Source organism: Bradyrhizobium sp. MOS003, from assembly GCF_003020125.1.
In the GTDB taxonomy this organism is placed as follows: Bacteria; Pseudomonadota; Alphaproteobacteria; order Rhizobiales; family Xanthobacteraceae; genus Bradyrhizobium.
Genome location: NZ_PYFW01000012.1, coordinates 83,027 through 109,231, shown reverse-complemented (window position 1 = coordinate 109,231; position 26,205 = coordinate 83,027). Strand labels below are relative to the sequence as shown.

Annotated in this window: 30 protein-coding genes; 10 read left to right on the top strand and 20 right to left on the bottom strand. The window is 64.8% G+C overall.

From position 1 onward, the window contains the following. Positions 1-2: 2 nt before the first annotated feature. From C7G42_RS32035 to C7G42_RS32010, 6 genes are all read right to left on the bottom strand, one after another. Entirely contained in the window at positions 3-956 is a 954-nt protein-coding gene (locus C7G42_RS32035) for a dihydrodipicolinate synthase family protein (protein WP_106952830.1), read from the bottom strand. A gap of 28 nt (positions 957-984) precedes the next feature. Next, a complete protein-coding gene (locus C7G42_RS32030; RefSeq protein ID WP_106952829.1) occupies positions 985-1,863 on the bottom strand; it encodes an SDR family oxidoreductase in 879 nt (292 codons plus the stop codon). A 167-nt stretch (positions 1,864-2,030) separates the two neighbouring features. Next, positions 2,031-2,891 carry a MaoC family dehydratase gene (locus C7G42_RS32025; protein ID WP_106952828.1) on the bottom strand — a complete coding sequence of 287 codons (861 nt, stop codon included), beginning with the start codon at positions 2,889-2,891 and terminating at the stop codon, positions 2,031-2,033. Between the two features lie 203 nt (positions 2,892-3,094). Then, complete coding sequence (locus C7G42_RS32020) at positions 3,095-3,484, bottom strand: Zn-ribbon domain-containing OB-fold protein (protein ID WP_015685453.1); 390 nt, start codon at positions 3,482-3,484, stop codon at positions 3,095-3,097. Continuing rightward, on the bottom strand, positions 3,484-4,641 hold the full coding sequence (locus C7G42_RS32015; protein ID WP_106952827.1) for a thiolase family protein: 1,158 nt from the start codon (positions 4,639-4,641) through the stop codon (positions 3,484-3,486). The genes C7G42_RS32020 and C7G42_RS32015 overlap by 1 nt, the downstream gene beginning before the upstream one ends. 260 nt (positions 4,642-4,901) lie before the next feature. Next, on the bottom strand, positions 4,902-8,393 hold the full coding sequence (locus tag C7G42_RS32010) for an indolepyruvate ferredoxin oxidoreductase family protein (RefSeq protein WP_106952826.1): 3,492 nt from the start codon (positions 8,391-8,393) through the stop codon (positions 4,902-4,904). A gap of 284 nt (positions 8,394-8,677) precedes the next feature. Between C7G42_RS32010 and C7G42_RS32005 the strand changes: the two genes are divergently transcribed. Next, positions 8,678-9,901, top strand: a complete 1,224-nt coding sequence (locus C7G42_RS32005) for a c-type cytochrome (RefSeq protein WP_106952825.1) — start codon at positions 8,678-8,680, stop codon at positions 9,899-9,901. 36 nt (positions 9,902-9,937) lie between these two features. Here C7G42_RS32005 and C7G42_RS32000 read toward each other — a convergent pair whose 3' ends face one another. Continuing rightward, positions 9,938-10,579, bottom strand: coding sequence for a trimeric intracellular cation channel family protein (locus tag C7G42_RS32000; protein WP_106952824.1), 642 nt, complete (start codon positions 10,577-10,579; stop codon positions 9,938-9,940). Positions 10,580-10,723: 144 nt separating this feature from the next. On the opposite strand from C7G42_RS32000, the gene C7G42_RS31995 reads away from it, so the two are divergent. After that, positions 10,724-11,152 (top strand): hypothetical protein, encoded by a 429-nt coding sequence (locus C7G42_RS31995; RefSeq protein ID WP_106952823.1) that lies wholly within the window; start codon positions 10,724-10,726, stop codon positions 11,150-11,152. A gap of 53 nt (positions 11,153-11,205) precedes the next feature. Here the strand turns inward: C7G42_RS31995 and C7G42_RS31990 are convergent, their stop codons facing one another. From C7G42_RS31990 to C7G42_RS31980, 3 genes are read right to left on the bottom strand one after another with little or no spacing between them, the layout of a single operon-like run. After that, positions 11,206-12,015: an isocitrate lyase/PEP mutase family protein gene (locus C7G42_RS31990; protein ID WP_106952822.1), complete on the bottom strand. Its 810-nt coding sequence runs from the start codon at positions 12,013-12,015 to the stop codon at positions 11,206-11,208. Positions 12,016-12,068: 53 nt separating this feature from the next. Beyond that, complete coding sequence (locus C7G42_RS31985) at positions 12,069-12,419, bottom strand: antibiotic biosynthesis monooxygenase family protein (protein WP_015685445.1); 351 nt, start codon at positions 12,417-12,419, stop codon at positions 12,069-12,071. Positions 12,420-12,443: 24 nt separating this feature from the next. Next, positions 12,444-12,752, bottom strand: a complete 309-nt coding sequence (locus C7G42_RS31980; protein WP_106952821.1) for an NIPSNAP family protein — start codon at positions 12,750-12,752, stop codon at positions 12,444-12,446. A gap of 148 nt (positions 12,753-12,900) precedes the next feature. Between C7G42_RS31980 and C7G42_RS31975 the strand changes: the two genes are divergently transcribed. The 4 genes from C7G42_RS31975 to C7G42_RS31960 all read left to right on the top strand — a co-directional run bounded on the left by C7G42_RS31975 (position 12,901) and on the right by C7G42_RS31960 (position 15,929). Beyond that, on the top strand, positions 12,901-13,599 hold the full coding sequence (locus C7G42_RS31975; RefSeq protein WP_199581245.1) for a metalloregulator ArsR/SmtB family transcription factor: 699 nt from the start codon (positions 12,901-12,903) through the stop codon (positions 13,597-13,599). Positions 13,600-13,668: 69 nt separating this feature from the next. Next, on the top strand, positions 13,669-14,175 hold the full coding sequence (locus C7G42_RS31970) for a hypothetical protein (protein WP_147250313.1): 507 nt from the start codon (positions 13,669-13,671) through the stop codon (positions 14,173-14,175). Positions 14,176-14,399: 224 nt separating this feature from the next. After that, positions 14,400-15,410: an alpha/beta fold hydrolase gene (locus C7G42_RS31965; protein ID WP_106952819.1), complete on the top strand. Its 1,011-nt coding sequence runs from the start codon at positions 14,400-14,402 to the stop codon at positions 15,408-15,410. A 270-nt stretch (positions 15,411-15,680) separates the two neighbouring features. Next, positions 15,681-15,929 carry a GCG_CRPN prefix-to-repeats domain-containing protein gene (locus C7G42_RS31960; RefSeq protein ID WP_106952856.1) on the top strand — a complete coding sequence of 83 codons (249 nt, stop codon included), beginning with the start codon at positions 15,681-15,683 and terminating at the stop codon, positions 15,927-15,929. A gap of 159 nt (positions 15,930-16,088) precedes the next feature. Here C7G42_RS31960 and C7G42_RS31955 read toward each other — a convergent pair whose 3' ends face one another. Together C7G42_RS31955 and C7G42_RS31950 are read right to left on the bottom strand one after the other, a co-directional pair. After that, a complete protein-coding gene (locus C7G42_RS31955; protein WP_106952818.1) occupies positions 16,089-16,370 on the bottom strand; it encodes a twin-arginine translocation signal domain-containing protein in 282 nt (93 codons plus the stop codon). Between the two features lie 114 nt (positions 16,371-16,484). After that, positions 16,485-16,799: a hypothetical protein gene (locus tag C7G42_RS31950; protein WP_199581244.1), complete on the bottom strand. Its 315-nt coding sequence runs from the start codon at positions 16,797-16,799 to the stop codon at positions 16,485-16,487. 148 nt (positions 16,800-16,947) lie between these two features. On the opposite strand from C7G42_RS31950, the gene C7G42_RS31945 reads away from it, so the two are divergent. Both C7G42_RS31945 and C7G42_RS35560 read left to right on the top strand, forming a co-directional pair. Beyond that, on the top strand, positions 16,948-17,601 hold the full coding sequence (locus tag C7G42_RS31945) for a glutathione S-transferase family protein (protein WP_106952817.1): 654 nt from the start codon (positions 16,948-16,950) through the stop codon (positions 17,599-17,601). 72 nt (positions 17,602-17,673) lie between these two features. Next, positions 17,674-17,826 carry a hypothetical protein gene (locus C7G42_RS35560; protein WP_199581243.1) on the top strand — a complete coding sequence of 51 codons (153 nt, stop codon included), beginning with the start codon at positions 17,674-17,676 and terminating at the stop codon, positions 17,824-17,826. Positions 17,827-17,847: 21 nt separating this feature from the next. Here the strand turns inward: C7G42_RS35560 and C7G42_RS31940 are convergent, their stop codons facing one another. The 3 genes from C7G42_RS31940 to C7G42_RS31930 all read right to left on the bottom strand — a co-directional run bounded on the left by C7G42_RS31940 (position 17,848) and on the right by C7G42_RS31930 (position 20,347). Beyond that, entirely contained in the window at positions 17,848-18,195 is a 348-nt protein-coding gene (locus tag C7G42_RS31940) for a hypothetical protein (protein ID WP_106952816.1), read from the bottom strand. A gap of 61 nt (positions 18,196-18,256) precedes the next feature. Continuing rightward, positions 18,257-18,676 carry a hypothetical protein gene (locus C7G42_RS31935; RefSeq protein WP_147250312.1) on the bottom strand — a complete coding sequence of 140 codons (420 nt, stop codon included), beginning with the start codon at positions 18,674-18,676 and terminating at the stop codon, positions 18,257-18,259. Positions 18,677-18,814: 138 nt separating this feature from the next. Next, positions 18,815-20,347 carry an acyl-CoA carboxylase subunit beta gene (locus C7G42_RS31930; RefSeq protein WP_106952814.1) on the bottom strand — a complete coding sequence of 511 codons (1,533 nt, stop codon included), beginning with the start codon at positions 20,345-20,347 and terminating at the stop codon, positions 18,815-18,817. Between the two features lie 138 nt (positions 20,348-20,485). On the opposite strand from C7G42_RS31930, the gene C7G42_RS31925 reads away from it, so the two are divergent. Beyond that, positions 20,486-20,902, top strand: a complete 417-nt coding sequence (locus C7G42_RS31925) for a DUF4260 domain-containing protein (RefSeq protein WP_106952813.1) — start codon at positions 20,486-20,488, stop codon at positions 20,900-20,902. A 158-nt stretch (positions 20,903-21,060) separates the two neighbouring features. Beyond that, on the top strand, positions 21,061-21,654 hold the full coding sequence (locus C7G42_RS31920; RefSeq protein ID WP_106952812.1) for a hypothetical protein: 594 nt from the start codon (positions 21,061-21,063) through the stop codon (positions 21,652-21,654). A gap of 161 nt (positions 21,655-21,815) precedes the next feature. On the opposite strand, the gene C7G42_RS31915 is transcribed toward C7G42_RS31920, so the two are convergent. The 5 genes from C7G42_RS31915 to C7G42_RS31895 all read right to left on the bottom strand — a co-directional run bounded on the left by C7G42_RS31915 (position 21,816) and on the right by C7G42_RS31895 (position 26,155). Then, positions 21,816-22,472 carry a carboxymuconolactone decarboxylase family protein gene (locus C7G42_RS31915; protein WP_106952811.1) on the bottom strand — a complete coding sequence of 219 codons (657 nt, stop codon included), beginning with the start codon at positions 22,470-22,472 and terminating at the stop codon, positions 21,816-21,818. 66 nt (positions 22,473-22,538) lie between these two features. Then, positions 22,539-23,396 carry a class D beta-lactamase gene (gene blaOXA, locus C7G42_RS31910; protein WP_502694245.1) on the bottom strand — a complete coding sequence of 286 codons (858 nt, stop codon included), beginning with the start codon at positions 23,394-23,396 and terminating at the stop codon, positions 22,539-22,541. 51 nt (positions 23,397-23,447) lie between these two features. Then, the gene (locus C7G42_RS31905) at positions 23,448-23,711 is read right to left on the bottom strand and encodes an EscU/YscU/HrcU family type III secretion system export apparatus switch protein (RefSeq protein WP_094971983.1); all 264 of its coding nucleotides are present in this window, start codon (positions 23,709-23,711) and stop codon (positions 23,448-23,450) included. Further along, positions 23,708-25,303 carry a flagellar hook-length control protein FliK gene (fliK, locus tag C7G42_RS31900; protein WP_199581242.1) on the bottom strand — a complete coding sequence of 532 codons (1,596 nt, stop codon included), beginning with the start codon at positions 25,301-25,303 and terminating at the stop codon, positions 23,708-23,710. Before fliK ends, C7G42_RS31905 begins: the two co-directional genes overlap by 4 nt. Positions 25,304-25,360: 57 nt before the next feature. Further along, on the bottom strand, positions 25,361-26,155 hold the full coding sequence (locus C7G42_RS31895) for an ATP12 family chaperone protein (RefSeq protein WP_106952810.1): 795 nt from the start codon (positions 26,153-26,155) through the stop codon (positions 25,361-25,363). Between the last annotated feature and the right edge of the window lie 50 nt (positions 26,156-26,205).

Genomic DNA, 26,205 nt, shown 5'->3' with positions numbered 1-26,205 from the left:
AACTAACCTGCGGCGCTGGATTGCGGGCCGAGATTGGCGCGCTTGTCGACCCGGGCAACGCGCGACAGCAGGTACTCGACCTCCGCCTTCGCCGTCGCCGTGATGGTCGCGCCCGGCTTGCGCTGGGCGCTGGAGGCGATGATACCGCGCTTCTGCAGCACGTATTTGCGGATGGTCAGGCCGACACCGGGCTGCTGCTCGTAACGGATCAGCGGCAGATGCGCGTCGAAAAGATCATGCGCGGCGTCCCGCTTGCCGGCCTTGGAGAGGTTCACGACGTCGATCAGAAGCTCCGGGAAGGCGTAGCCGGTCATGGCGCCGTCGGCGCCGCGCTCCATCTCGAAGTCCAGGAACGTGCCGCCATTGCCGCAGAGGATCGAGAGCGGACGGAGCGAGCCGTCCTTCTGGAAGCCGCGCAGGGTCGTGATCTTCTCCAGACCCGGCCAATCCTCGTGCTTGAGCATCACGCAGTTCGGATTGTCCATGACGATCTTGCGGATCACGGCGGGGGTGAACACCACCGTGAGCGTCAGCGGGTAATCCTGCAGCACCCAGGGAATGTCGGGGCCGATCGCCTCGGCCGCCTGCTTGAAATAGCCGACGATCTGGTCGTCGGTACGCAGGCTTGGCGGCGGCGCGATCATCACGCCGGCAGCACCCGCGTCCATCGAGGCCTTGGCCAGCGAGCGCATGGTGGCAAAGCCCGGCGCGGAGACGCCGACGATCACCTGCATTTTCTTCGCGCGCTTGACGAAGCGGACCGCGACCTGCTCGGCTTCAGTGGCATCGAGCTTCGGCGCCTCGCCGAGGATGCCCAGCACCGTGACGCCGTCGCAGCCCACCTCTTCGTAGAAATCGGTCAGGCGGTCGATCGAGCGCTCGTCGATCCGGCCGTCGTCGTGGAACGGCGTCGGCGCGATTGCGAAGGTGCCCTTGGCGTCGGCGGTGAGTTTCATCGTGGTCCTTGTTTCTCTCTGTCGATGGCTAAAACCGCCGCGCGCCCATCTTGATCTGCTCCTCGGAGAAAAAGATCTCCTTGGCGTGATCGGCGATGTCCCGGGCGTTCCAGCCCGTGTGCGGCGGTTTCCAGCCTTCCATTTCCATCATCCGCATCTCGCGCACGCCGCGGGGCCCGGACACGCCCAGCACCTTGCCGGTCTGGTCGCCCGACAAGTCGCTGACCATGTATAGCACGGCCGGCGCGATGCCGTCCGGCCCCAGCGCCGCGCCGGGGTTCTCCTTATAGCGGGGCAGGTCTGCGGTCATGCGGGTCAGGGCGCCAGGGGCCAGGGTCCAGATCCGGATGTTGTACTTGCGGCCCTCGATCGCCAGCACGTTGGACAGGCCCCAGATGCCGCCCTTGGCCGCGCCGTAATTGGACTGGCCGAAATTGCCGATCAGGCCCGAGGTCGAGGAGGTGTTGACGATGACCCCGCCGCCATTTTCCCGCATCCAGCGAAACACCGGCATGGTGCAACAAAAGGTGCCCTTCAGATGCACCTTGATGACCTTGTCCCAATCGGCCTCGCTAGCCTTGGCGAAGGTCTGGTCACGCAAAATGCCGGCATTGTTGACGAGGATGTCGGCACGGCCGAAATGCTTGATGGCGTCGTCGAACACCGACTGGCCGCCCTCCATGGTGGAGATGTCGGCGCCGTTGGCGACCGCCTTGCCGCCCTCGGCCGTGATCGCGTCCACGACCTGCTGGGCCATCGATTTGTCGGCGCCGGAGCCGTCACGGGGGCCACCGAGATCGTTGACGACAACGGAAGCCCCTTCCCGCGCGAACAGCTTTGCGTAGGCCTCACCGAGCCCGCCGCCTGCGCCGGTGATCAGCGCAACCTTGCCATCGAGTAATCCCATGGTGGCTTCTCCCTGATTGCTTTTGTTCTCTCGTGTCCCGGACGCGGTGCGGCGCGAAGTGCCGCTCCGCAGAGCCGGGACCCAGTTCTTTGCTACGGCCCTTGGGCCCCGGCTCTGCAGCGCACCGCTGAAGAAGCGCTGCGCTGCGTCCGGGGCACGAGACTGGCCTAACCCAGCACGGTCTTGCCGTTCTTGATCACCGTAACCTCGCGCGATTTCACCTTGGCTTCGAACGAGATCACGTTGCCGTCCTTCCAGAGGTCCATGGTCACGGTCTCGCCGGGATAGACCGGCGAGGAGAACCGCGCGACGTGCTGGCGGAAGGCGCTCGCATCGTAATCGGCATAGGTCTGCAGCACGCCGCGGCAGGTGATGCCGTAGGTGCACATGCCGTGCAGGATCGGACGCGGGAAGCCGGCTTTTTTGGCGAACTCGGGATCGGAGTGCAGCGGGTTGCGGTCGCCGCACAGGCGATAGACCAACGCCTGGTCGGGACGCGTGGCGATGTCGATGGTCTTGTCGGGTGCGCGCGACGGGATCTTGTGCGGATCGGGCTGGGTCAGGCTCGGCCCGCCGAAGCCGCCGTCGCCGCGGGCAAAGCGCGAGGCGACCAGCGTTGCCAGCTTCTCGCCCTTCTCGTTCTTCAGCACGGTCTGGTGCGCGATGACGACGCCCTTGTCCTTGCCCTTGTCGTAGACCTCGACCACGGTGGAATCGGCGGTGATGTGCGCGGCCACCGGCATCGGCTGGTGGAAGGTGATGTCGCGCTCGCCGTCGACCACCATCACACGGTTGAGGTTCATCTCGCCAGGACCCGAGCCCCAGGCCGCGACGGATGCGAAGGTCGGCACCACCTTCAGCGGCCGCGGCGTCAGTGTGCCCTCGTTGACGAAGGCGAGCTCTTTTTCATCCATCGGATCGGCGCCGAGGCCGATGCCGTAGGCATAGAGCATCACTTCGCGATCGGTGTAGGCGTATTTCTGGCCAAGGCTTTTCAGGCCTTTGAGCTCTTCGTATCTGGCGGACATCTTTCTGGTTTCCTCCCGGCTCTCTCCGCGAGCAGCAGTGCCCGTTGATGTGCCCTCTCCCCTTGTGGGAGAGGGCCACGAGGTGCTCGCAACAAACTCACTGGGATGAGGGGTTGGCTCCGCACGGAAAGTTGTCTCCGCGGAACGATACCCCTCATCCGGCGCTTCGCGCCACCTTCTCCCACAGGGGAGAAGGGAAGAAGTCAAGCCACCGTGAAGAACGGCAGCGGTGCACCATCGGTCGGCTTGAACACCACTTTCACCTTCTGGCCGATCTTGAGCTTCTCGAGATCGCAGTCGACAAAATTGGTCTGCACCGACGGCCCCTCCTTCAGCGTGACGTAACCGATCGCGTAAGGACCGGTCGGCGATTTCCGCATCAGGCTCCAGGTGTAGATGGTGCCCTCGCCCGACGCCTCCTCCCACACCGTCTTGTCGGAGTAGCAAAACGGGCAGATCGAGCGCGGGAAGTAATGCGCTTCGCCGCAGGCGGTGCAGCGCTTGATCATGAACTTGCCCTGCTTGGCCGCGTCCCAGAACGCGGCGGTCTCAGGGTTCGTCACAGGGGCCGGATACTTCTTGGCTTCGCTCATCACACGCGCTCCAGAATGGCGGTCGAGGCGGCATGGCGGACGCCGAGCAGGCCGCCGGTGCCGTGGGCAATCGCGAGATCGCAGTTCGGGACCTGTACCTTCGGATGCGCCTCGCCGCGCAGCTGGCGGACCGCCTCGAGAATCTTGGTCATGCCGCCGCGGTTGACGGGATGGTTGCTGCACAGCCCGCCGCCGTCGGTGTTGAACGGCAGCTTGCCGACACCCGAGATCAGATTGCCGTCGGCGACGAACTTGCCGCCCTCGCCCTTCTTGCAGAAGCCGAGGTCTTCGAGCTGCATCAGCACCGTGATGGTGAAGCTGTCGTAGATCGAGGCGTATTTGATGTCCTTCGGCGTGATGCCGGCTTCCTCGAACGCGCGCGGGCCGGACCAGATGCCGGCGGAGTATGTGAGATCGAGATCCTTGCCGCCGCGCGGGCCCTTCATGGCTTCGCCATGGCCGATCAGCTTGACCAGCGGCTTCTTCAGGCTCTTCGCGATCTCGGGCGTGGTGACGATCATCGCGCCGCCGCCGTCGGAGACGACGCAGCAATCCATGCGATGCAGCGGATCGGAGATCATCGGCGAGTTCAGGACGTCCTCGACTGTGACGACATCCTTGAGCATCGCATGCGGATTGTATTGCGCATGATGCGAGGCTGCGACCTTGATCCAGGCGAGCTGTTCGCTGGTGGTGCCATAGTCGTGCATATGGCGCATGGCACACATGCCGTAGGCATTGTGCGTGGTCGCGCCGTAGGCTGTCTCGAAATCGGCTTCGGCGCCCTGCGCCCGCGGCGGCATCGCGCCGGTGCGCGGCTTGCCGGCCAGCGTGATCAGCGCGATCGAGCACTTGCCCGCAGCAATCGCTTCGGCGGCGTGGCCAAGATGGATGATATAGGAACAGCCGCCGGTCTCGGTGGAATCGACGTGGCGGAGCTTTTTGGTGTTGAGACCGAGATAGTCGACCATCGGCCAGGCGCCGCCGGGCGCGTCGCCCGCGCAGAAATAGCCGTCGACATCGTCCTTGCTGATCCCGGCATCCTCGATCGCGCCCTTGGCGACCTCGGCATGAAGCTGGGCGGTGGATTTGTCCGGCGCATGCCGGGTCGGGTGTTCGTAGATCCCGGCAATGTAGGCCTTGCCCTTGATGGTCAAAACAGAGGTCTCCGCTGGCGTTTCTTATTGCTCCGTTTTTCTGAACCGCACCGGGCGGATTGGCAAGCGCGGAAATATTCCGTCGCGCGAGAGGGTAGCGGGTGGGCGCAAGTGGGAGCTCACTCCGGGTGCGGCGATCCCAATTTTGCGAAAACAACCCCATGCACAGTAGAATGGGGATTGATTTCACATGAGAATTCTACGCCTGCAAACGCCGCGGATTACGCTTCGCTAATGCGCTTGCGAGACCACGAGACCGACTACTCCGCCGCGATCTGCCGCGGCGCAGGCGGCGGGTTCGCCAAATCCGCGGCGAGCTGCGCGTAACGCACCTTTGCGTCCGCCACCGCCTTCTCCTTCACCGGGCCGTAGCCGCGGATGCGGTCGGGCAGCGAGAGCAATTCCACCGCGGTGTCGATGGTGAGCGGCGACAGCAGGCCGAGCACGGTTGCGACGTCCTTCTCGTAGCCAGCGATCAAATCGCGCTCGAGCTTGCGATCGGGGCTGCGGCCGAAGATGTCGAGCGCCGTGCCGCGCAGGAATTTGAGCTTCGCGAGCACGCCGAAGACGTTGAGCATCCACGGGCCGAAGGCGCGCTTCTTCGGACGGCCGAGCGGGTCGAGACCGCCACCGAGGATCGGCGGGGCGAGGTTGAAGTTGAACTTGTAGTCGCCCTCGAACTGGTCGCGGAGCTGCTTTTCGAAGGCGCCGTCGGTGAACAGACGCGCGACCTCGTATTCGTCCTTGTAGGCCAGCAGCTTGGCGTAGTTCACTGCGACCGCGCGCGGCAATGCATCGTCATACCCGCCCTGCTTGGCCGCATCGCGAACTTGGTCGACCAGCTTGCGGTAACGTTTTGCCAAGCGGCCATTCTGGTAGGCCGTGAGATGCTTGGTGCGATGCTCGATGACTTCATCGAGCGTCATGGCGTCCAGCGTCTTCGGGGCAACGACTTCGTCCGTGCCCTTCAGCATGTCGGCGAGCCGCTTGGGATCTGCGACCGCGAGGCGGCCGAGGCGGAAGGCTTCCTTGTTCATCTTGATCGAAACGCCATTGATCTCGATGGCCTGCTCGATCGCTTCCGCGGACAGTGGGAACAGGCCCTTCTGATAGGCATAGCCCATCATCATCATGTTGGTGGCGATGGCATCGCCGAGCAGTTGCTCGGCCGGCTTGGTAAAATCGAAGAACACCGAGTCCTTGTGCAGCGCCGTCTCGAGCAATCCATTCAGCTTGCGGGTCTGGAAGTTGAAGTCGCGGTTGAGGACAAAGTCGGCGGTGGGAATGACGTGGCTGTTGATGATGCCGCGGGTACGGCTGGTGTCGCAGAGCGAGATGGTATCCTTGGCGACGGCGACCACTTCGTCCGCGGCGAGCACGAGATCGGCCGTGCCGGTGACGATGCGCGAGCACGTCACCTCGGCCGGGTGATCCGACAGGCGGACGTGGCTGAGCACCGCCCCGCCCTTTTGCGCGAGGCCCGACATGTCGAGGATCATTGAGGCCTTGCCCTCGATATGGGCGGCCATGCCGAGCAGCGCGCCGATGGTGAGCACGCCGGTCCCGCCGACGCCGCCGACCGCGATATTGTAGGGCTTGTCGAGCGTCGGGCGCGAGACCGGCTCGGGCAGCGCGCCGATATCGGCCAGCTCAGCCGGCGCGCGGTGGCGCGGCTTGCCGCCGTCCACGGTGACGAAGGACGGGCAGAAGCCCTTCACACAGGAATAGTCCTTGTTGCAGGACGACTGGTTGATGGCGCGCTTGCGGCCGAACTCGGTCTCCAGCGGCTCGACCGAGATGCAGTTCGACTGCACCGAACAGTCGCCGCAGCCCTCGCAGACGGCCGGGTTGATCATGACGCGGCGCGCTGGATCCTCCATCAGGCCACGCTTGCGGCGGCGGCGCTTCTCGGCGGCGCACGTCTGCACGAAGACGATTGCCGATGTGCCCTGGTGCTCCCGGCACATCTTCATGACGTTCTGCAGCTCGTCGCGATGATAGAGCTTCACGCCGGGCGCGATGCTGTCGGAGGGATAGGCATCGGGCGTCTCGGAAACCAGATAGATCTCGCGGATGCCTTCGGCGTGGAGCTGGAAGGTGATCTGCTGCGGCGACAGATCGCCGTCGTGGCGCTGGCCACCGGTCATGGCGACCGCGTCGTTGTAGAGGATCTTGTAGGTGATGTTGGTCTTGGACGCGACCGCCTGCCGAATCGCGAGCAGGCCCGAGTGGAAGTAGGTGCCGTCGCCGAGATTGGCGAAGATGTGGTTCTCGTTGGTGAAGGGCGCGATGCCGACCCACGGCACGCCCTCTCCGCCCATATGGGTAAAGGTCTCGGTCGATCGGTCCATCCATAGCGCCATGAAGTGGCAGCCGATGCCGGCCAGCGCACGGCTGCCTTCGGGGACCTTGGTCGAAGTATTATGGGGACAGCCGGAGCAGAAATACGGGGTGCGGGAGACAGGCGCGACCGCCTGCATTTGCGTGGCCTGACGGCCGTTGAACCAATCGGCCTTGGCGCGGAGCATCTCCTTGATCTCGGGGTTAAGATCGAGCTTGAGAAGTCGCTCGGTGAGCGAAGTCGCGAGCGAGGCGACGCTGAGCTCGGCCGAGAACGTGAGGAATCGCTTGTCGTGCTCGTCCATCTTGCCGACGATGCGCGGGCGCACGTCGTCGCGCCAGTTGAACAATTCCTGCTTGACCTGGTTCTCGACGATCTCGCGGCGTTCCTCGATAATGAAGATCTCTTCGAGCCCGACCGCGAACTGGCGCACGCCTTCCGGCTCCAGCGGCCAGGGCATGCCGATCTTGTAGAGGCGAAGGCCGATCTTCGCGGCGACCTCTTCGGTGATGCCGAGTTCGCGCAGCGCCTGGCGGACGTCCTCGTAGCTCTTGCCCGAGGCCATGATGCCGAAACGGGCGTTCGGCGAATCCATGGTGATGCGGTTGACCTTGTTGGCGCGCGCAAAGGCGATCGCGGCAAAGCCCTTGTAGTCCTGCAGACGGCGGTCCTGTTCGAAGCGGTCGTCGGGCCAGCGCAGGTTGAGGCCGCCTTGCGGCATCTCGAAATCGGTCGGGATGATGAACGGCTTCATCTCGTCGCTGAGATCGATCTCGGCGGTGGTCTCCACCGTTTCCGTGATCACCTTCATGCCGACCCAGCAGCCCGAATAGCGCGACATGGCGATGCCGAGCAGGCCCATCTCGATCATCTCGTGGATGCTCGAAGGATAGAGATACGGCATCAGCGCCGACATGAAGGCATGGTCGGACTGATGCGGGACGGTGGAGGATTTCGCGCCGTGGTCATCACCGGCAAGGCACAGCACACCGCCGTTCTTGGCGGAACCGGCGGCGTTGCCGTGGCGGAACACGTCGCCGCAGCGATCGACGCCGGGGCCCTTGCCGTACCAGATGCCGACCACGCCGTCGTATTTGGCGCCGGGCGAGAGGTTGAGCTGCTGCGAGCCCCAGACCGCGGTGGCCGCCAGATCCTCGTTCACGCCGGGCTGGAACTTGATGTTGTGTTGCTCGAGATGCTTGCGGGCGGCGAAGAGTTGCTGGTCGTAGCCGCCGAGCGGTGAGCCACGGTAGCCGGAGATGAAGCCTGCGGTGTTGAGCCCGGCCGCGCGGTCCCGCCGGATCTGGGCCATGGGCAGGCGAACCAGGGCCTGGATGCCCGTGGTGAAGACGTGCCCTGTTTCCTGGGTGTATTTTTGATCGAGACTGATCGGACCCTGGTTGATGCCCATGCTGTCCTCTTTCCACGCCCTGTTCAGGTCTTGCTGACCTAAGCCGTTGCCGTCCCATTATTTTTAGTTAGGGCGCGCCGACCAATCCCGCCACTCTATGTCGGATATTTCACGATCCGCATCACAAATCTGGACCAAAGGGGGCGTCGGGTAAAAATCGCAACTTCGTGGCCTGAAACACGCGTGCCGTTTTCAATTTGTGTCACCATACCCCCACTGTGGCGAAACGAACTGATGCCCCCGTCGCGCCGGATTTGGGCGATTGGTCGCAGGAGAGACTTTCGATGCGGACGATTCTGGCAGGCTCCGCTCTTGTCGGTCTGGCGTTGTGCAGTGCGGTTGCGGGCGCAACCCACGCCGCCGAGCCGTCGCCGGAGCTGATCGCCTACGGCAAGACGCTGGTCGAGGCCGGCGACTGCGCAGGCTGCCACACCGCCGATCCGGCAAAACCGTTCGCGGGCGGCAAGCGCATCGACACGCCCTTCGGCGCGATCTACGCGCCGAACCTGACCCCGGACCGCGACACCGGGATCGGCGCCTGGCAGGATGCCGATTTCGTACGCGCGGTGCGCACCGGTATCGCGCCCGACGGCTCGAACTATTACCCGGCCTTCCCTTATCCCTACTTCACCAGGATGACGAAGGACGACACGCTGGCGATCCGCGCCTATCTCGGCACGCTCGCGCCCGTCATCAACCGCAACAAGCCGCCGGAGCTGCGCTGGCCGTTCGGTTATCGCGGGCTGATGCGGGTCTGGAACGCGATGTATTTCAAGCCCGGCCTGTTCGAGCCGGACCAGAGCAAGAGCGCGGCGTGGAACAGAGGCGGCTATCTCGTCACCGGGCTCGGTCATTGCGGCGCCTGCCACACGCCGAAGAACTATTTCGGCGCCGACAAGAGCGCGCAGGCCCTGTCAGGCAATCAGCTCGCGGGCTGGTTTGCTCCCCGACTCGATGGCGCAGCGCGCACTGGACTGAAATCGTGGAGCGAGGCGGACATCACCGAATATCTGCAGAGCGGGCGCAATGGGAAGAGCCATGCCGGCGGGCCGATGGCCGAAGTGATCGTCAATTCAACGTCGAAGATGAGCGATGCCGATGTGCGCGCGATCGCGGTTTACTTGAAGAGCCTGCCGCCAGCGCGGCGCGAGACCGTCGTGACGCCGCCTGACGAGGCCGAAATGAAGGCCGGCCGGGCGGTCTACGCCAAGCTCTGCATCGCCTGCCATGAAGCTGACGGCTCGGGCGCGCCGCGAATCTATCCGCCGCTGCCCGGCAATGCGCTGCTGCAATCGGTCAATCCGTCCTCCACCTTGCGCATCATCCTGGACGGCGCCCACACCGTGACGACCCCGCGCGCGCCGAATACTGGCGAGATGCCAAGCTATGCCAAACAATTGTCCGACGAAGATATCGCGGCGGTGACCAACTACATCCGCAATTCCTGGGGCAATGCGGGCCTGCTGGTAACGCCGGCGCGAGTGGCGAAGGCGCGGAAAGAGAATTGACGCCTCTTCGTCATTGCGAGCGCAGCGAAGTAAGCGCTACTCCTCATCCCCGGTGAAAACGAATTTCGGCATCTCCCATTTGTAGCGCACCGCCAACAGGCGAAAGCTGATGCCGAGGACAAACGTCAAGATGGTCCAGAGCTCGGCGTTGAGGTTGAAACCGAACGCAGTGGCGTAGAACAGGCCGGTGGCCACCGAAACGGTCGCATAGAGTTCCGAACGAAACAACAGCGGCACGTCGTTGCAGAGCACGTCACGCAGCACGCCGCCGGCGCAGCCCGTCACCATCCCGGAGACGATGACGATCGGCAGTGTGGCATCCATCTGCCAGGCGATGTCGCAGCCAGTCATGGTGAAGACGACGAGGCCGATGGCATCGAGCACGATGAAGGCGAGCTTGAGCCGGTGCACGAGGCGCGCGGTCAGAATGGTGAGGAAGGCCGCGCCGCCGGCGAGCGCCAGATAGATCGGGCTCTGCACCCAGGCCAGCGGGTAGTGTCCCAGGAAGAGGTCGCGCAGCGTGCCGCCGCCAAGCGCGGTGATGCAGCCGAGGAAGCAGACTCCCAACCAATCCATGCTGCGCCTCCCCGCAGCGAGCGCAGCGGTCATGCCTTGCGCCGCGACGGCGACGAGCGACAGGAAATGCAGCACACTATCGCTCGGCGGCAGGCTCCACATCGCCTTGTTCCCTTCCTTCAATGGAACCTGACAGGTTCCCGATTCCCGGTGCGGAGGCAACATTCGACGAAAGCACGAGGAGGCGCGGAACAGAATCTCGCATCTACGGGTTGTCCTGACGTCATAAACGAGGAGACCCAACCGATGGCTGACGACCGTTTTCCCAACGATCCGTACCGCCCGAACCTCGCCGACGATGCGTATCCAAACGCGGCGCGTCGGGATGCCGGCCTTCAGGCCGATCCCGAGCTTGGTGAAGGCCCCGCCTCCAGCGGCAAGGTAGCGATGTTCGCCGTTGCGATCGCTCTTGTGCTGGGTGCCGTGTTCTACGGCCTGAACAACTCCAGCACGACGAACCAGGCAAGCACAGCGCCGGCGACTCAGACGGCCCAGCAGGCGCCTGCGACCAATCCGGCCGCACCTCCCGGCATGCGTGACGTGACGCCGCGCAACAACACCGAGCCGGGCGTGACCACGGGTGCGGCGCCGAGCCGGCCGGCTGCGCCTGCTCCGGACACGCCGGCGGCAAAGCCGGCGCCGGATACGCAGACGCCGTCTGACGGCGCGAAGTAACGCTTGGCGATTTCCGATAGCGGCGGGACCCAAAAGGTCCCGCCGCTTTTCGTTTAGCTGAACATCTTGTTGAGTTCGCCGCCGGGATAGCCGCTGCCGAGTTCGGTGAACGTGCCCTTCTCCGCCATCTCCTTGGCCGCGCGCATGAAGCCGCCCCAGGCGGCGCGGGCGAGCGAGCCGCCGACGCTGATGCGGCGCACGCCGAGATCCCCGGCTTCCTGCAACGACAGGCCGGAGGCGCCGATCAGGAGGTTGAAGGGCTTCGGTGCGACAGCCTTCACCACGGCTGCGATGTCCTCGCGGGTCTTCAGGCCCGGCGCGTAGAGGCAGTCGGCTCCGGCGTCCGCGTAAGCGGTGAGCCGGTCGATGACGAGCTTCAAGTCGGTCACGCCCCACAAGAAGGCCTCGCAGCGCCCGACCAGCAGCACGCCGCTGTCGCCGATCGCCTTGCGCGAGGCCTTGATGCGCTCGACCGCGAGCGCGCGCTCGTAGATCGGATTGTGTTTGTCGCCAGTGGAATCCTCGATCGACAGGCCGGCAACGCCGGTACGAACGCAGCGCTCGACATTGTCCGCGACCCTGTCAGGCTCGACCGCAAAGCCGCCCTCGAAATCGGCATTGACGGGAATGTCGACAGCCGAACTCACTGCTGCCAGATGCTGACAGACGTCCTCGACGCTGACGTGGTTGTCGGCCTTGCCGATGGTCCAGGCAAAGCCCGCGCTCGATGAGGCGAGCGCCTTGAAACCGAGATGCTGCAACGCCTTGGCACTGCCGATATCGACCGGATTGGGCAGGATGAAGCAGCCGCCTTCGTGCATTTTCCTGAAGCTCGCGCGCTTGTCCGCAGTCGTGACGTGCATGTTTCTTCTCCCCTTGTTGGCCGCGCAGACATAGGCGCACGCTGCTCAACGCGCTAGTGCGCGTCGTGCACGGCGCGGCTGTCCTTCGGCGCCTGCTCGCGATCGGTCATGCTGTAGTCCCTGACGACGCTGGCAATGCGCAAATGATAGTCGGCGAAGATCTGCGCCCTGCCCTTCGCTTGCGTCCGGCGGTGCTCCATCGTGTTGCGCCAAGCCTGCACTGCGGCCTCGTCGCGCCAGAACGACACCGACAGGATCTTGCCCTTGTCGGTCAGGCTCTCGAAACGCTCGACCGAGATGAAGCCGTCGATGGTTTGCAGGATCGGCTTCAAATCGGCGGCGAGGTCGAAATAGTCCTGGCGGTGTTCCGGCTTCGGCCAGACCTCGAAGATCACGGCGATCATGGGCATCTCCTGCTGCTGCTTCGCTTACAATACCACCTTGCGCAGGAATGTGCGTTCTTCGGCGAGGATGAATTTGTGTTCCTCGGCGAAATGGAAATTCGCCATGCCCTCCGCGTCCTGCCGCAGCCGGGCGCGATAGGCTTCATAGGCGGCCAGACTCTCGAAGCTGATCAGCGCGGAAGCGATGTTGTTGGTGCCTTCATGCGGCATGAAATAGCCGATCAGGTCGCCGCCGCATTTCGGGATGATGGTGAGCCAGCGCTTCGCATAGTCCTCGAACTGCGCGCGCTTGAACGGGTCGATCTGGTAGCGGATGAAGACGGTGACGGACATGCGCGGCTCCTGATTGGTCGTTATAAAGGACAAAGCGACACCGTCGCCGCTGAAGCAGTCTGGATTGCTTCGCTTCGCTCGCAATGACGAGTTTGTGGCAACACGCTACGCCCTTGCCCGACTACAATGCTTCGGCTACCATCGAAGCATGAAATCAGGTCCTGACATCGCCCTGGTCGCCTCGCTGGTCGGCGATCCAGCGCGCGCCAACATGCTCACCGCGCTGATGAACGGCCGCGCGCTCACCGCGAGCGAGCTGGCGCAGGAGGCCGGCATCACGCCGCAGACCGCGAGCTCGCACCTTTCAAAACTCGAGGCCGGCGGACTGATCGAACCGGAGAAGCAGGGCCGGCACCGCTACTACCGCCTCACCGACGACGATGTCGCCGGCGTGCTCGAGGGACTTGCGGGGCTTGCAGCGCGCACGGGCCACATGCGAGTGCGCACCGGGCCGAAGGATCCGGCGTTGCGTCGCGCGCGGATCTGCTACGACCATCTGGCCGGTGATCTCGGCGTGCAGATGCTGGATAGCCTGCGCACGCGAAACCTGATCAGGCAGAAGAAGCAGGACATCGAGCTGACGCCCGAAGGCGAGCGCTTCCTGGCCAAACATCTGCAGATCTCGCCCGACATGCTGGCCCATCCGCGCCGCCCGGTGTGCAAGGCCTGCCTCGACTGGAGCGAGCGGCGCCATCATCTCGCGGGCACGCTGGGGGCCGCCATGATGCATCGCTTCGCGGAGCTGAAATGGGCGGCGCGCGACGCCACGCCCGGCAGCCGCGTCGTCAACTTCACCCGCACCGGTGAGAAGCAGTTTGCCGCGCTGTTCGGCAATGATGCTGGCTAACCCTCGCAACTCTTGAACCATTCGCCCCGCCGGGCGACCAATCGGGGCGAGGACGCTTTCGAGACCCCCATGTACCGCCTGCTATTTCTGCTTCCTGCCCTGCTCATTGCGGGGCACATCCTGCCGGCCCATGCGGATATCGTTCCCAAATTCGCCGACTATCCGGCCAAGGTCTTCACCGGAAAACCGGCGAGGCCGCGCCTGCACAACCAATATTTGCGCGACGTTCGCGAGCAGTTTGATCACGCCATCGGTGACGACAAGATCAGCGCGGCCGGCCACTATTACGTCGTCAAGCTGCCCTGCGGTTCGGCCTGCGTCGCACCCGTATTGCTGGATGCCCGCACCGGCCGCATCACCGAGCTGTTCACGGTGTCCGGCTGGCGGGAGGTCGGCGACGATTTCGACGCCGTAGTCAGCCGTGCCAGCAGCCGTCTCATCGTCTTCCGCGGCGCGCGCAACGAAACCGGCGTCATCGGCAATCACTACTACCTGCTCGGCGAAGGCGGCCGCTTGAAGCATTTGTACACGATGAATACCGACGGCAATTTCGAGACCTCGCGGAAGATCGAATGATGCGTCCAAACGCTTCCTCCACCCGCCACCGGCACAACAATGCCCGGGATGCGCACCGGTGAGAAGCAGTTTGCCGCGCTGTTCGGCGACGGGAAGGACTGATCACGCCATTCGCGTGACGTCGCACATTTGCGTGTGAACTCCCACTCTCGTCGTGGCCGGGCTTGACCCGGCCATCCACACGCTTGTGCGAACGGTCATTCCGTGACCGTTAGAGACCCACCATGATCCGCATCGTCCCGGCCGCCCTCGCCGCCGCTCTTCTTGCTTCCCTGCTCACCACCGCGCACGCCGCAGACACGCACCCACGCGAGCCCTATGGCATCGCACTCGAGGGTTATGCCTATCCCTATCCCGTGCACCAATTGCCGCTCGTCAACGACGGCGAGCAGCTCAGCATGGCCTACATGGACGTCGCGCCTGCACAACCGAACGGCCGCACCGTGGTGCTGCTACATGGGCGCAATTTTCCATCGAGCTATTGGGCCCCTGTCATCAGGATGCTCAACGACGCCGGGTACCGCGTCGTGGTCCCGGACCAGATCGGCTTCGGCAAATCCTCCAAACCTGCGGGCGAGCTGCATTTCGACACGCTGGCGCGCAACACCATCGCGCTGCTCGATCACTTGCAGATCAACAAGGCCGACATCGTCGCCCATTCACTCGGGGGAATGCTGGGTGTGCGCATCGCCCGCGCCTACCCTGATCGCGTCGCCCACCTCGTGCTGACTGCGCCGATCGGGCTGGAGGACTACCGCCTCTACGTGCCGCCGACGCCGACCGAGGCGATCATTGCGACCGAGGACAAGCTCACCGCCGACGGCTATCGCAAGCAGCTGCAAACCAACTACGCAATCAAGCTGCCGCCTGATGCGATCACGCCGTATATCGACGCCCGCTTCAACATCAAGGGGAGCCCCGACTACCCGCGCTGGCTGCGCGCCTTCGTCAGCTCCGGGCAGATGATCTATCGCGAGCCGGTCGCGCATGAGATTCCCCTGGTCACCGAACCCACGCTGTTCATCATGGGCGCCGACGACCACAACGCGCCGGGCCGGCCGAACGCGCCGGAAGCACTACGGCCCAGAATGGGTCAGAACGCCGAGCTGGCGAAGGCATTTGCGGCGAAGATGCCAAATGCGCGAGCTGAGGTCATTCCGGACACCGGCCATTTGGTCTTCCTGGAGGCTCCGGACAGGTACAAGGAGTTGGTGCTGGGCTTCCTCGGCCGCTAGAGCGTTGTCGAGCGAAGTGGATGCCGTTCGCGTCAAACAAGAACCTGCAGCCGCTCCGATTCATCGGACGGGCTCCAGCGCCATCCGCGTCGCATGAAGCCGTACGCGGACAACGTTCATGCCGCGTTCAGGCCATGATTGGCAGGTTGGATCGCGCCGGGTCGGCATGCTTGCAGAATTTTAACATGTCGAATCGTGTCTTTTGATTCATTGTGCGCCACGCGCGCCAAGCCGCCAAAGACTTGCTCCAAGGACGAGAAGGAAGATCATATGAAATACCTGTTTGCCGCCGCCATGCTCGCCAGCGCGGTCGTCGGTTTCAGCGAGGCCGCCAGCGCCGCCGAGGGCTGCGGCCGAGGGTTCTATCGCGGTCCCTATGGACATTGCCGCCCGATGCGCGGCGCGGTCGTGGTACGCCCGGCCCCCGTCTATGTAGCCCCGCCGGTCGTCGTCGTGCCCCGCGCGCGCGTGTGCCCCTATGGCTTCCGCTGGTACGCCGGCCGCTGCCGCCCGTTCTGATCTCCTTGCATCGCAAGATGGCCGCGCAGGTTCAGCCTGCGCGGCCATTTTCGTTTGAGGCTTGCTGCCGACGATTCGTCCGCCTTCGAATTTGAGCGGCCTCGAGTCGAAACGGGGACCGCGGCTGCGATCCCCGTCCAATTCGCGGCTTGCCGCTGCTTACCAATGGCGACGGTGCCAGCGCCGGTGATGCCGGCGCCAATGACGGCGGTGCCAGCCCCAGTGGCGGTGATGGCCATGCCAGTGCACCTGTTCGGGCGCAAGCTTGCCGGCTTCCTCGCTGGTGGTGACGGCAGGATGAGCGTCGGGATTGCCTTGCGGCATGCGCGCGGGATCGCCGACCGACTGCGGCGACAATGGCGCGGCCTGCGCGGTCGCGGCAAAGACGGCGGCGCCCGCCGTCACACCCAATGCAAGTTTCAAAAAGTTCCGGCGCTCCATGACATGTCCTCTAGGCTATCTGGCAAGTGATGCAGAGGAAGTGTCGCGGTGACGACATGAACCAAGGCTGAATCGCGTGTTCAGATTCGTTGCGAGGCGAACATTCGGTGCGCCCTATTTGGAAAACTCCTGCGCCAGCACCAGCGTCTCGCGCGAGCGCTTGACGTCGGGCCAGTCGCGGTTGAAATCGGCGACGAGCTGATTGAGCGCATCGCCCTTCAGCATCGCCGCAAGCTTGGCCTCGTCATCGAACTGATACATCGCCTGATGCAGCGCGGGATCATCGAGGCTCCAGAACCGCCACGCCTTGCTCACGCCGAATGCCTTCACCGCGTCGGGCACATGTTCCGTCTCGTACCATCTGTCGAACGCGGCGCGCCTGGCGGGATCGGCGACGGTGGCACGGACGACGAAGAAAGCTGCCGGCATCGGATTTCCTCCTGTTGTTTGCGGCGAGCTTAGCCGCTCGAGTGACCGGCGGCAAAAAAGAGTTGGCACCGGTGTCGGAACGGGCGCCCTTCGCTCGTCCTTTGTTTCGAAACAGGACATTTTTTGAATCAGGACATGGAGACAGCAAATGGCCGGCCTTACCCTGACCACCTTCAATTGGGTTCCCCAAGCGCCGCGCGGGTTCGTGCGCGACCTCCGCGTGCGCTGGGCGCTCGAAGAGGCCGCCTTGCCCTATCGCGTCGCGAGCGCCCCGTTCGACGATCGCGGCGCCGCACATTTCGCACACCAGCCGTTTGGCCAGGTGCCGTGGCTGACCGATGGCGACCTCTCGATCTTCGAGACCGGCGCGATCCTGCTGCATCTCGGCGGGCTCAGCGCGAAGCTGATGCCGTCCGATCCGCGCGGTCGCGCCGAGACGACGGAATGGGTGTTCGCAGCGCTCAATTCGGTGGAGATGGCGAGTCTGCCCTGGGGAATGTCGAAGTTCATGGGACATCCGACCGATACGGCGGCGTGGAAATTCGTCGATGACTTCCTCAAGCAGCGCCTCAAGCATCTCGAGCCTGTGCTGGCCGGCCACGAATGGCTGGCAGGCTCCTTCTCCGTCGCCGACATCCTGATGGCGGACGTGCTCCGCGTCGTCGATGGCTTCGACGGACTGGCGGACAGCCCCGCCTGCCGCGCCTACGTCGCGCGCGCCACCGGCCGCCCCGCTTTCGCCAAGGCCCATGCCGACCAGATGGCGCATTTCGCCGCGGCGGATAAGGCGCGTGAAACGTGATCCGCCTCACATAGTCAATTCCGTGCCCGGCATACAGTCACCACCGAAAGGACGCAGTTCGAAAGGTGACCCATGATCCGCATCGAATATCTGAAGCGACAGATCGCCCGCGCCGAGCGGCTGGCCAAAGCCATCCTCGACCGGCAGACCGCCGATCGGCTTCAAGCCTTTGCCGCCGAATGCCGCACCGAATTGTCGGAGCTGACGCTCAAGACCGCCGCGTGATGCGTGCCGGCGCCGGGCGCGTCACACCAGCTTCAGCGGCGCATCGGCGACGACGCGCAGATCGATGCTCCCGATCAACGCCGCGCGCCGCGCCTCCGCGACCCTGATGGCATCGTCCGTTTGGCGCAACGTGCTGACGTTCGAGCCAAGCGAAACAATCCCGCCGAGCACCAACGCAATCGACCCGAGAGCTGCGGTCTGACCGAAGCTGAACACACCGAGGATCGTCACCAACAACAGCGCCGCACCACCGCCGATCGCGATCTTGGACGCCAGGATGTACTTCCGGCACCGCTCGGCGATCTCGGCGAGCCGCTCGATGCGATCTTCGATGTCGGAAATTTCGTCGGTCGGATCGTTTTCGGCCATCAGATTTGCGAGCGAACCGTGCGGGGAACAAACGAACTTTAATTAGAGAGCACGCGACCGCCTAAGACACCGGCACAACGCATGCAGGAATAGGCCCAGGCGACATAGCGGACTCGCGCGGAGAAGCACCAAGGCTGGCCGCATCGGAATCGTTTCCGAGGCCGGGCAATACCGTGACGCGAACAGCCACCCTGTCCCGCCTTCGATCCGTGACTGCTTCGTACCGGAGACTATCCGGCCCGCTGTAACCAGATCGAGCCAGATAGAACACGCTTATGCCGCGGACCCAGCGCCCGATACATGCCTGATCCCCTCCCGAGTCGCCCGCCACCTCGAAATCCTCGATGCGATAACAGACGACCCCATGTTCCGGTGACTTCAGGAGCAAGAGCCGGGGAAGCTCGACCGGTGCACACTTATTGTCGGCGTCGGCGTAGCCTTCGATAACGGTCTCTTCCGACGTGCGGGCGGTGACGGTCATCTCGGCGTCCTGGGCAAAGCATGATTTGTCCATCGCCAGGACTGCGGACAACACGCCCAATATCAAGCCGCACGATCCAATGGCGCGCCGCCATGATCTCGATCGACGACGCCAAATTGCCACCGGCGTGCCCTTCCCTCACAACGGCAAATTGTCGTGCTTCTTCGCCGGCGTTTCCACCTTCTTATCCTTCAGCATCGACAGCGCCCGTGCGATGCGCTTCCGCGTCGAGTGCGGCATGATGACGTCGTCGATGTAGCCGCGCTCGGCGGCAATGAAGGGCGACAGGAAACGATCCTCGTATTCCTTGGTGCGGGCGGCGATCTTGTCGGGGTCGCCGATGTCGGAGCGGAAGATGATCTCGACCGCGCCCTTGGCGCCCATCACCGCGATCTGGGCGGTCGGCCAGGCGTAGTTCATGTCGGCGCCGATCTCCTTGGAGGCCATGACGTCGAAGGCGCCGCCATAGGCCTTGCGGGTGATGATGGTCACCAGCGGCACGGTGCACTGCGAATAGGCGAACAAGAGCTTCGCGCCGTGCTTGATCAGGCCGCCATATTCCTGCGCGGTGCCCGGCAGGAAGCCCGGCACGTCGACGAAGGTGACGATCGGGATGTTGAAGGCATCGCAGAAGCGGACGAAGCGCGCGGCCTTGCGGGAGGCATCAGAATCGAGCACGCCGGCCAGCACCATCGGCTGGTTCGCGACGAAGCCGACAGTACGTCCCGCGATGCGGCCGAAGCCGGTGACGATGTTCTTGGCGAACGCATCTGCGATCTCGAAGAAATCGCCCTCGTCCACGACCTTGAGGATCAGCTCCTTCATGTCGTAGGGCTTGTTCGGATTGTCGGGGATCAACGTGTCCAGGGACATGTCGACCCGCTCGATATCGTCGAAGCTCGGCCATTCCGGCACGCCGTCACTGTTGTTGGACGGCAGGAAGTCGATCAGGCGACGCATCTGCAACAGCGTCTCGACGTCGTTGTCGAAGGCGCCGTCGGCGATCGAGGAGCGCGTCGCGTGCACCGAGGCACCGCCGAGCTCCTCGGCGGTGACGACCTCGTTGGTGACGGTCTTCACCACGTCGGGGCCGGTGACGAACATGTAGCTGGTGTTCTTCACCATGAAGATGAAGTCGGTCATGGCGGGCGAATAGACGTCGCCGCCGGCGCAGGGGCCCATGATGACGGAGATCTGCGGGATCACGCCCGAGGCGAGCACGTTGCGACGGAACACGTAGGAGTAGCCGGCGAGCGCGGCGACGCCTTCCTGGATGCGGGCGCCGCCCGCGTCATAGAGGCCGATGATGGGCGCCCGCGCCTTCATCGCCATGTCCTGCAGCTTGGTGATCTTCAGCGCGTGGGTCTCGGAGAGCGAGCCGCCGAACACGGTGAAATCCTTGGCGAAGACAAACGTCTTGCGGCCGTTGACGGTGCCCCATCCCGTAACGACGCCGTCGCCGGGCACCTTGTTCTTCTCCATGCCGAACTCGGTGGAGCGGTGCTCGACGAACATGTCGAATTCCTCGAACGACCCCTTGTCGAGCAGCAGCTCGATGCGCTCGCGCGCGGTCAGCTTGCCGCGGGCGTGCTGAGCCTCGATGCGCTTCTCCCCGCCGCCGAGCTTTGCGCCGGCGCGACGATCTTCAAGGGCGTCCAGGATGTGTTTCATTTGCTCCCGCCAGTTCTTAAGTGATGCGGGGTTCTAACACGGCATTTTGCGGCCCGGGAAGCGGCTTTCGGCGCCGCAGGGCTGCGTTGAGCCAGCGCCAAAGCGCAAGGAATTACAAAGTTTTGCCTGGAGGCGACGATGGACCAAGGAACGGCCAAGACCGGCGCTGAGACCGGCGCTGCGACCGGCGGCGTCAACATCCTGCTGCGGCTGGAGGGCCTCACCCTGTTCGCGGGCATGGTGATGCTCTATGCGGCCTGGGACGGCTCCTGGCTCGTGTTCGCCCTGCTCTTCTTCGCGCCCGATCTGAGCTTCCTGGCATACCTCTCCGACGCCAAATTCGGCGCGATGGTCTACAACGCCGCCCACAGCTACATGGCACCGGTGACGCTGCTGACGCTGGGCTTCGGCCTCGCCTCGCCCCTCACTCTGTCCATCGCCTTGATCTGGCTCGCCCATATCGGGATCGACCGGGCGCTGGGCTATGGCCTGAAATATTCTGCCGGGTTCGGATTCACCCATCTGGGGCGGATCGGGCGGCAGAAGGACGCATGACACTCGCTTTGCGGCGGAAAGTCGATTTTATGCGTGCTGCTTGGTTGACCCGGCCGGTCGATTCAGGCTTGCTCAGGGCGTGCGATCAGGCGCCGAGTGTTGCGTGAGCTCAGTCGGTACGGCGGCTGCCATTCTGCCCTGGCTCCAGCATCATCCCCATGTCCGCGACGGTCGTCCCACTGCCGCCGAACTCATCGTCTGAAACCACCGACTTCCTGCGCCGCATGGCCAGCATGGTGTCGGGGCGGAACGGCGAGATGCTGCTGCGTGCCGCCGCTTTGATCGAGTCGCTGGCGCAGCGGGCGATGACGGCCGAGCGGCTGTTTCACCAGCAACAGGAAGAGCACGCGCGCAGCACCGAGCTGCGGGAGGCCGCCGAGCTCGCCTCCGATGCCATGGTCAGCCAGATCGAGGCGTTGAGGACGCAGCTTGACGAGGTCACCGCGACAGCCGCAGCCGAGCGCGCCGCATTCGACGCCGAGCGCGACAAGCTGATCGGCCTGATGCAGAGTGCCGAGAGCCATATCGGCAACCTCACAACCGAGCTGGACGGCTTGCGCGCCTCCGTCGACAGCTTCAACGCGACCGCGGTTTCGGTGCCGATCGAGGTGCTGCGGCTGGCGCGGACGCAGTTCGATGTTCTCTCGGCCGGCTTTGCCCGCAAGGGTGACGTGGTCTCGCAGGCGATGAGCGAGATCGGCGGCTTCGCCATCGACCAGGCGCTGACGGCGAAGAAGACCGACAGCGCCTGAAGCGTACTCTTCCGTGTCCCGGACACGCTGCAGCACGCTTGCGCTGCTGCGCAGAGCCGGCACCCACCTCTCCATGCAGTTCTCTGCCGCGTGGGCCCCGGCTCTGCAGCGCACCACTTCGTGCTGCGCCGCGTCCGGGGCACGAGGCCGTTTCGTCCGCCCTACGGCTCGCCGGGCTTGAACGGCTCCTGCTTGTCCGGCGGCACCGTCTCCTCGGCCATCGCCAACAGCATCGCGACCATCACGTAATTGCCGGCGACCGCCGTGAGATCGACGATCTGCTGGTCATTGAAGACCTTCTTTGCCCGAGCGTAAGTCTCATCGGAAACCTTTTTGGTCGTGGTGAGTTCGGTGACGAAATCGTAGACCACCGCCTCGTCCTCGGCCATTTTCGACGGCCGCTTGTTGGCCTTCAGCTCCGAGATGATATCCGCCGACAGGCCGGCCTTGGCCGCGAGCGGCGCATGCGCGAACCACTCGACCTGCGAGCGCCACTGCCGCCCGATGATCAGGATCGCGAACTCGTTGAGCTTGGTGGGGACCGAGGTCTCCCAACGCAGATAGTAGAACAGATCGAACAGGCGCTGGCCAAGCACGGGGCTGCGGATCATCGGATTGTAGGGTCCGCCGATGCCGACGCTCGACACCTTCATGATCTGCTCGCCGAGCGGTTTCTGCTTGGCGTCGAGCTGGTCCATCGTGAGCTGCGGAAAGCGCGGCTCCTTGCTGGTGGCGGGGGCCGCGAACATGGTGGCGGCGAGCCAGCCGCCGGCTGCGGCAAAGGTGAGCGACGACAGCCACAGTGGCGTTGAGTTCATTGTGTTCCTCCCGGTTTTCATTCTTGGCCGGAAGGATGCTAGTCGAGCAGCGCCAAGGCGACAGCGCTAGATCGCGCCGATCTCGGCAAGGCAGGCTTGCGTCAGCGGCATGCGCTCGCCGACGAGGCGCGGCTCCTTGCAATCCATGTTGAGCGCGAACACGGTGTGCGCCCCGCCCTTTTCGGCCCAGCCCACCATCCAGCCGAGTGACGGCTCGCCGCGCTCGGCCCCCAGCAGGCCGGACTTGGTGCGAATGACGCTGTCGCCGACCTTGGTCACCGGCAGGATGTCAGCGACGAGGTCCTGGCTGCGCTTCGAAACCGGCAATGATCGGCGGCGCAGCCGATCGACGAAATCGACCTGCTCGACTGGATCGATGCGCAGGGCCCCCGTGAGCCAGAACTGGTCGATGCCGCCGCCGATGTCGCGATTGCCGTAGTCGAATTCGTCGACGTATTTCTGCATGCGCTCCTGCCCGATCCGGCGCGCGATCTCCTGATAGACTGGCACCGCGCTGACCGCGATCGCACTGCGCAGCGTGTGATCCTTGTTCCAGGCCTCAATCGGCCGCTTCACGCCGTCCCACGGGAACACATCCTTGTCGGGGTCGGTGACGACGCCGGTCTCCAGCGCGATCAGCGAGTTGGGGATCTTGAAGGTCGAGGCCGGCAGCTTGCTCTCGCCGGAGCGCTCCTTGTCGCTGGCGACGATCAGGTAGTCCTCGACCTTGTAGCCGACGAACGTGCCTGACGTGCCGAGGTCGGTGAAGCGCTTGGCGAGACTGTCACGGATCTCGGTGCGCGGCGGTGCGACATGGGCGAACGCGCGCCAAGGAAACGTGGCGGCAGCGGCGAAAAGACCGAGAGTGGAGCGGCGGGTGATCAAACGAAATGTCCGTTGTCGGATGAACTTCGCCGCGACCATGCGACCGTTATCGTGGTGAAACGATGACGGGCGTCATCGCCCCCTGGGGCGTCAACGCCCCCGACCCGACAGCCGCAGCACGAACACCAGCACTTCGGCGACCGCCTTGTAGAGATCGGGCGGGATCTCTTCGCCGAGCTCGACTTTGGACAGCGCGCCGGCCAAAACCTCGTTCTCCTCGATCGGGATGTCGTGGGCCTTGGCGATCTCGACGATCTTTTCGCCGATTGAGCCCTTACCCTTGGCGACGACGACGGGCGCGTTCGTACCCTTTTCGTAATGCAGCGCGATCGCGAGCTTGGATGGGTCGCTCATGTGGCCCGATCCAGAAAGTGGCCGGCGCGGGCCGGCGCCGGTTGCGGTGGCGTGCCCTCGCGGACCAGGATGTCGCCGGGCTTGAGCTCTGCCCGCGTCAAGGCCTGGTTGAGCTCACCGATGCCGGCGCGGAGCTGCTGCACCGTCGCCGGCCGCTCCGCCCACATCCGCACGAAAGTCTTGTCGCCGTTCAGCGTGATCAGCGCGTGCACAGGGCCGGCCGGCTCGACATTGAGGGTGAAGCGCGCGCGCCAGGCCCGCTTGGCGGGATCGGCGGATTCGCCATTGCCATCGCGCGAGATTTCGAACTGCGCCATCGCAGTGCCCTGCGGCGTTGCAAAGGGAATCTCGAAATTCCACTGCGGCGCGGCCGGGTCGATGCGATGGCCGCTGACGTCGGTGCGATCGGGGAGTGAAGCGACCTGCAACAACGTCTGCCGCGCGATCGCGGCATCGGTGTCGTCGAGCAGGCGATGCACGGTTGCGGAGAGCGGTGTATCCGGCGCAAGCGAGGGCGCGGCGATCGCCTGCGGCGAGGGCAATGCACCGCGGAACGGCGGCGGCGTTGCGCGTGCGGCTGCTTCGAAGATATGGCCGTCGGGCACCGCCTTGTTGGAGCCGGGAACATTGCCGGTCAGGCGCGGCAGGTTTTGCATGGCCTCCTGCAGCAGGCTCGCGGCAAGGCCGACGGACATGGTGCGCGGCATCGCGGCCTGCTGAGCGTTGCCGGCAACGTCCGCGAGCACCGCGGCCGCGAGATTGGCGTTGCGCGGCGTCTGCGCGATCTCGGGGCCGGAAGGGGACGCCGACTGGGCGGCCTCGCCTGTGGCCTGGGCAGGCGCGGTGGCGACCTGCGGTGTCCCCGGGGTCGCGGCCGGAATTGCGGCGGCCTGTGGCGCGGCAGTCTCCAGCGTGGTCAGCGTCTGGCGCAGCACCAGCAGCGCCGCCTTCAGGTCGGGCGTCGTGCCGGCGGGCGGCCTCGCGCCCGCGGCCAGCGAAGCCTCGAAGAACAAGCCGGATTTCTGGAACGCGGATTCGACATCGGCGCCGTCGAGCCCGGGATTGAGCGGCGTCTGCTGCGCCAGCACGTCCAGCACCGCCTGCTTCAAGCCCGCAGGCAGATCGCTACCGGTGACCACGGATGCCAGATTGGCGAACAGCGGCGCCTGGCTGCCCTGCTTCGTGGCGGCCTCGGTCGAGGCCGCGGTGACGGCGACCTGCTCCAACGGCGTCAGCGTGTTGCGGGTCGCGGACGGCGCCAGCGGCGGGCTTTCCACCAGCGAAGCCGCACGCGGCGTCAGCGTGACCTGATCGGGCGTCGCCTCGCCTGCCCCGCTCATGACGGCGAGCCGGATGGTGCCGTCGTTCTGCGACACCGCCAGCTGGAGATTCTGGCCAGGCGTCAGCGCCACCTCTGACATCACGTCCATCGAGAGGTTGGCGATCGCGATCCGCACCAGATTGTCGGCCATCACGCTGACGACCCTGGCATCGACGACGCTGCCGGCCTGCAGCACCAGGTCGGGCGTCGTCGCATCAGCCACGGGGCTGGCGGCACTGACGGGAAGGATGGAAGTGACCGGCGTCGGCATTCTCAGGGGCCCATGGAACGCTGCCTCCACCCTAAGGCCGCCGTCGTAAACCTCTCGTTAAGGACCTTCGGCTCCGGACGCCTTTACCGCCGCCAGAACCGCCACGGCGGCCTCGAAATCCCGGAGGCGCGTGGCCCGGCGGCTGGCCGCTTCCTCGTCCAAGCCCCACTGCTCGATGTTCCAGTCCTCATCGACGTGGGCGGCGGCCCAGACCTGGCCGGTGTCGCGGGCGCCATGCGCAAGCGCCAGCGCCAGCAGCGCAGAGCCGGTCAGGGTCGTCACCACGTGGAGTGCGGCGACGGACCAGGCGTCGCCAGGCAGCGCGGCGCGCGCGGCCTGAAGCGCCTCGTCGGGCTGCTTCACGTGCATGACCCCCTCGGACAGGATGAAATGCGCGCCCAGCGCCTCCGCGGCCCAGAACAGCACGGGATCCCAATGCGCGGCCTCGCGGGCGACCAGCCCTTCAGGATGGCCGGCCCGATAGAACAGCAAATCGGACTCGAAATATTTCGCGAGGTCGTCGCTGACCAGATCGACGCGATCGAGCACGCCCTCGACCACGCTGTTGGCCACCCGCGTCAGCGGCATGGTCATGGGGTCAATCGTTTCGCCTTGGGCCGCCCATTCCGCGGCCACGGCATCGGCGAGTTCGCGCGAGGGGATCACCACCTGGCGGCGGGAAGGCGTGCGGATCGGCTTGCCGTCAAGCGTAATGGCGAAGCCACCTTCAGCCTCGGTGACGCCGGCCTCTTTATAGAAGCGCTTGCGCTGCGGCGGGCGCGCGGACTGGCGCGCCGACTCCCTGGGATCGCGGGCGGCTTGCACCGCACCTTCATCGAACAATTCGCGCATCTTGAGTTTTCGGTCTCCGCCGCTGAATACTGGGCATTTAAGCCATGACG

Excerpts from the sequence above, each read along its gene's own strand:
- fliK (WP_199581242.1), bottom strand. The coding sequence starts at position 25,303 with ATGCCGACGCCGGTCACTTCCATCCTTCCCGTCAGTGCCGCCAGCCCC.
- C7G42_RS32025 (WP_106952828.1), bottom strand. The coding sequence starts at position 2,891 with ATGTCCGCCAGATACGAAGAGCTCAAAGGCCTGAAAAGCCTTGGCCAG.
- C7G42_RS31915 (WP_106952811.1), bottom strand. The coding sequence starts at position 22,472 with ATGAACTCAACGCCACTGTGGCTGTCGTCGCTCACCTTTGCCGCAGCC.
- C7G42_RS31990 (WP_106952822.1), bottom strand. The coding sequence starts at position 12,015 with ATGCACGTCACGACTGCGGACAAGCGCGCGAGCTTCAGGAAAATGCAC.
- C7G42_RS32030 (WP_106952829.1), bottom strand. The coding sequence starts at position 1,863 with ATGGGATTACTCGATGGCAAGGTTGCGCTGATCACCGGCGCAGGCGGC.
- C7G42_RS31980 (WP_106952821.1), bottom strand. The coding sequence starts at position 12,752 with ATGTCCGTCACCGTCTTCATCCGCTACCAGATCGACCCGTTCAAGCGC.
- C7G42_RS32035 (WP_106952830.1), bottom strand. The coding sequence starts at position 956 with ATGAAACTCACCGCCGACGCCAAGGGCACCTTCGCAATCGCGCCGACG.
- C7G42_RS31985 (WP_015685445.1), bottom strand. The coding sequence starts at position 12,419 with ATGATCGCCGTGATCTTCGAGGTCTGGCCGAAGCCGGAACACCGCCAG.
- C7G42_RS31960 (WP_106952856.1), top strand. The coding sequence starts at position 15,681 with ATGAAATACCTGTTTGCCGCCGCCATGCTCGCCAGCGCGGTCGTCGGT.
- C7G42_RS31950 (WP_199581244.1), bottom strand. The coding sequence starts at position 16,799 with ATGCCGGCAGCTTTCTTCGTCGTCCGTGCCACCGTCGCCGATCCCGCC.
- C7G42_RS31995 (WP_106952823.1), top strand. The coding sequence starts at position 10,724 with ATGGCTGACGACCGTTTTCCCAACGATCCGTACCGCCCGAACCTCGCC.
- C7G42_RS32010 (WP_106952826.1), bottom strand. The coding sequence starts at position 8,393 with ATGGGCATCAACCAGGGTCCGATCAGTCTCGATCAAAAATACACCCAG.
- C7G42_RS31925 (WP_106952813.1), top strand. The coding sequence starts at position 20,486 with ATGGACCAAGGAACGGCCAAGACCGGCGCTGAGACCGGCGCTGCGACC.
- C7G42_RS31930 (WP_106952814.1), bottom strand. The coding sequence starts at position 20,347 with ATGAAACACATCCTGGACGCCCTTGAAGATCGTCGCGCCGGCGCAAAG.
- C7G42_RS32020 (WP_015685453.1), bottom strand. The coding sequence starts at position 3,484 with ATGAGCGAAGCCAAGAAGTATCCGGCCCCTGTGACGAACCCTGAGACC.
- C7G42_RS35560 (WP_199581243.1), top strand. The coding sequence starts at position 17,674 with ATGATCCGCATCGAATATCTGAAGCGACAGATCGCCCGCGCCGAGCGG.
- C7G42_RS31920 (WP_106952812.1), top strand. The coding sequence starts at position 21,061 with ATGTCCGCGACGGTCGTCCCACTGCCGCCGAACTCATCGTCTGAAACC.
- C7G42_RS31975 (WP_199581245.1), top strand. The coding sequence starts at position 12,901 with ATGAAATCAGGTCCTGACATCGCCCTGGTCGCCTCGCTGGTCGGCGAT.
- C7G42_RS31895 (WP_106952810.1), bottom strand. The coding sequence starts at position 26,155 with ATGCGCGAATTGTTCGATGAAGGTGCGGTGCAAGCCGCCCGCGATCCC.
- C7G42_RS31940 (WP_106952816.1), bottom strand. The coding sequence starts at position 18,195 with ATGGCCGAAAACGATCCGACCGACGAAATTTCCGACATCGAAGATCGC.
- C7G42_RS32000 (WP_106952824.1), bottom strand. The coding sequence starts at position 10,579 with ATGTGGAGCCTGCCGCCGAGCGATAGTGTGCTGCATTTCCTGTCGCTC.
- C7G42_RS31955 (WP_106952818.1), bottom strand. The coding sequence starts at position 16,370 with ATGGAGCGCCGGAACTTTTTGAAACTTGCATTGGGTGTGACGGCGGGC.
- C7G42_RS31970 (WP_147250313.1), top strand. The coding sequence starts at position 13,669 with ATGTACCGCCTGCTATTTCTGCTTCCTGCCCTGCTCATTGCGGGGCAC.
- C7G42_RS31945 (WP_106952817.1), top strand. The coding sequence starts at position 16,948 with ATGGCCGGCCTTACCCTGACCACCTTCAATTGGGTTCCCCAAGCGCCG.
- C7G42_RS31965 (WP_106952819.1), top strand. The coding sequence starts at position 14,400 with ATGATCCGCATCGTCCCGGCCGCCCTCGCCGCCGCTCTTCTTGCTTCC.
- C7G42_RS31905 (WP_094971983.1), bottom strand. The coding sequence starts at position 23,711 with ATGAGCGACCCATCCAAGCTCGCGATCGCGCTGCATTACGAAAAGGGT.
- C7G42_RS31935 (WP_147250312.1), bottom strand. The coding sequence starts at position 18,676 with ATGACCGTCACCGCCCGCACGTCGGAAGAGACCGTTATCGAAGGCTAC.
- blaOXA (WP_502694245.1), bottom strand. The coding sequence starts at position 23,396 with ATGGTCGCGGCGAAGTTCATCCGACAACGGACATTTCGTTTGATCACC.
- C7G42_RS32005 (WP_106952825.1), top strand. The coding sequence starts at position 8,678 with ATGCGGACGATTCTGGCAGGCTCCGCTCTTGTCGGTCTGGCGTTGTGC.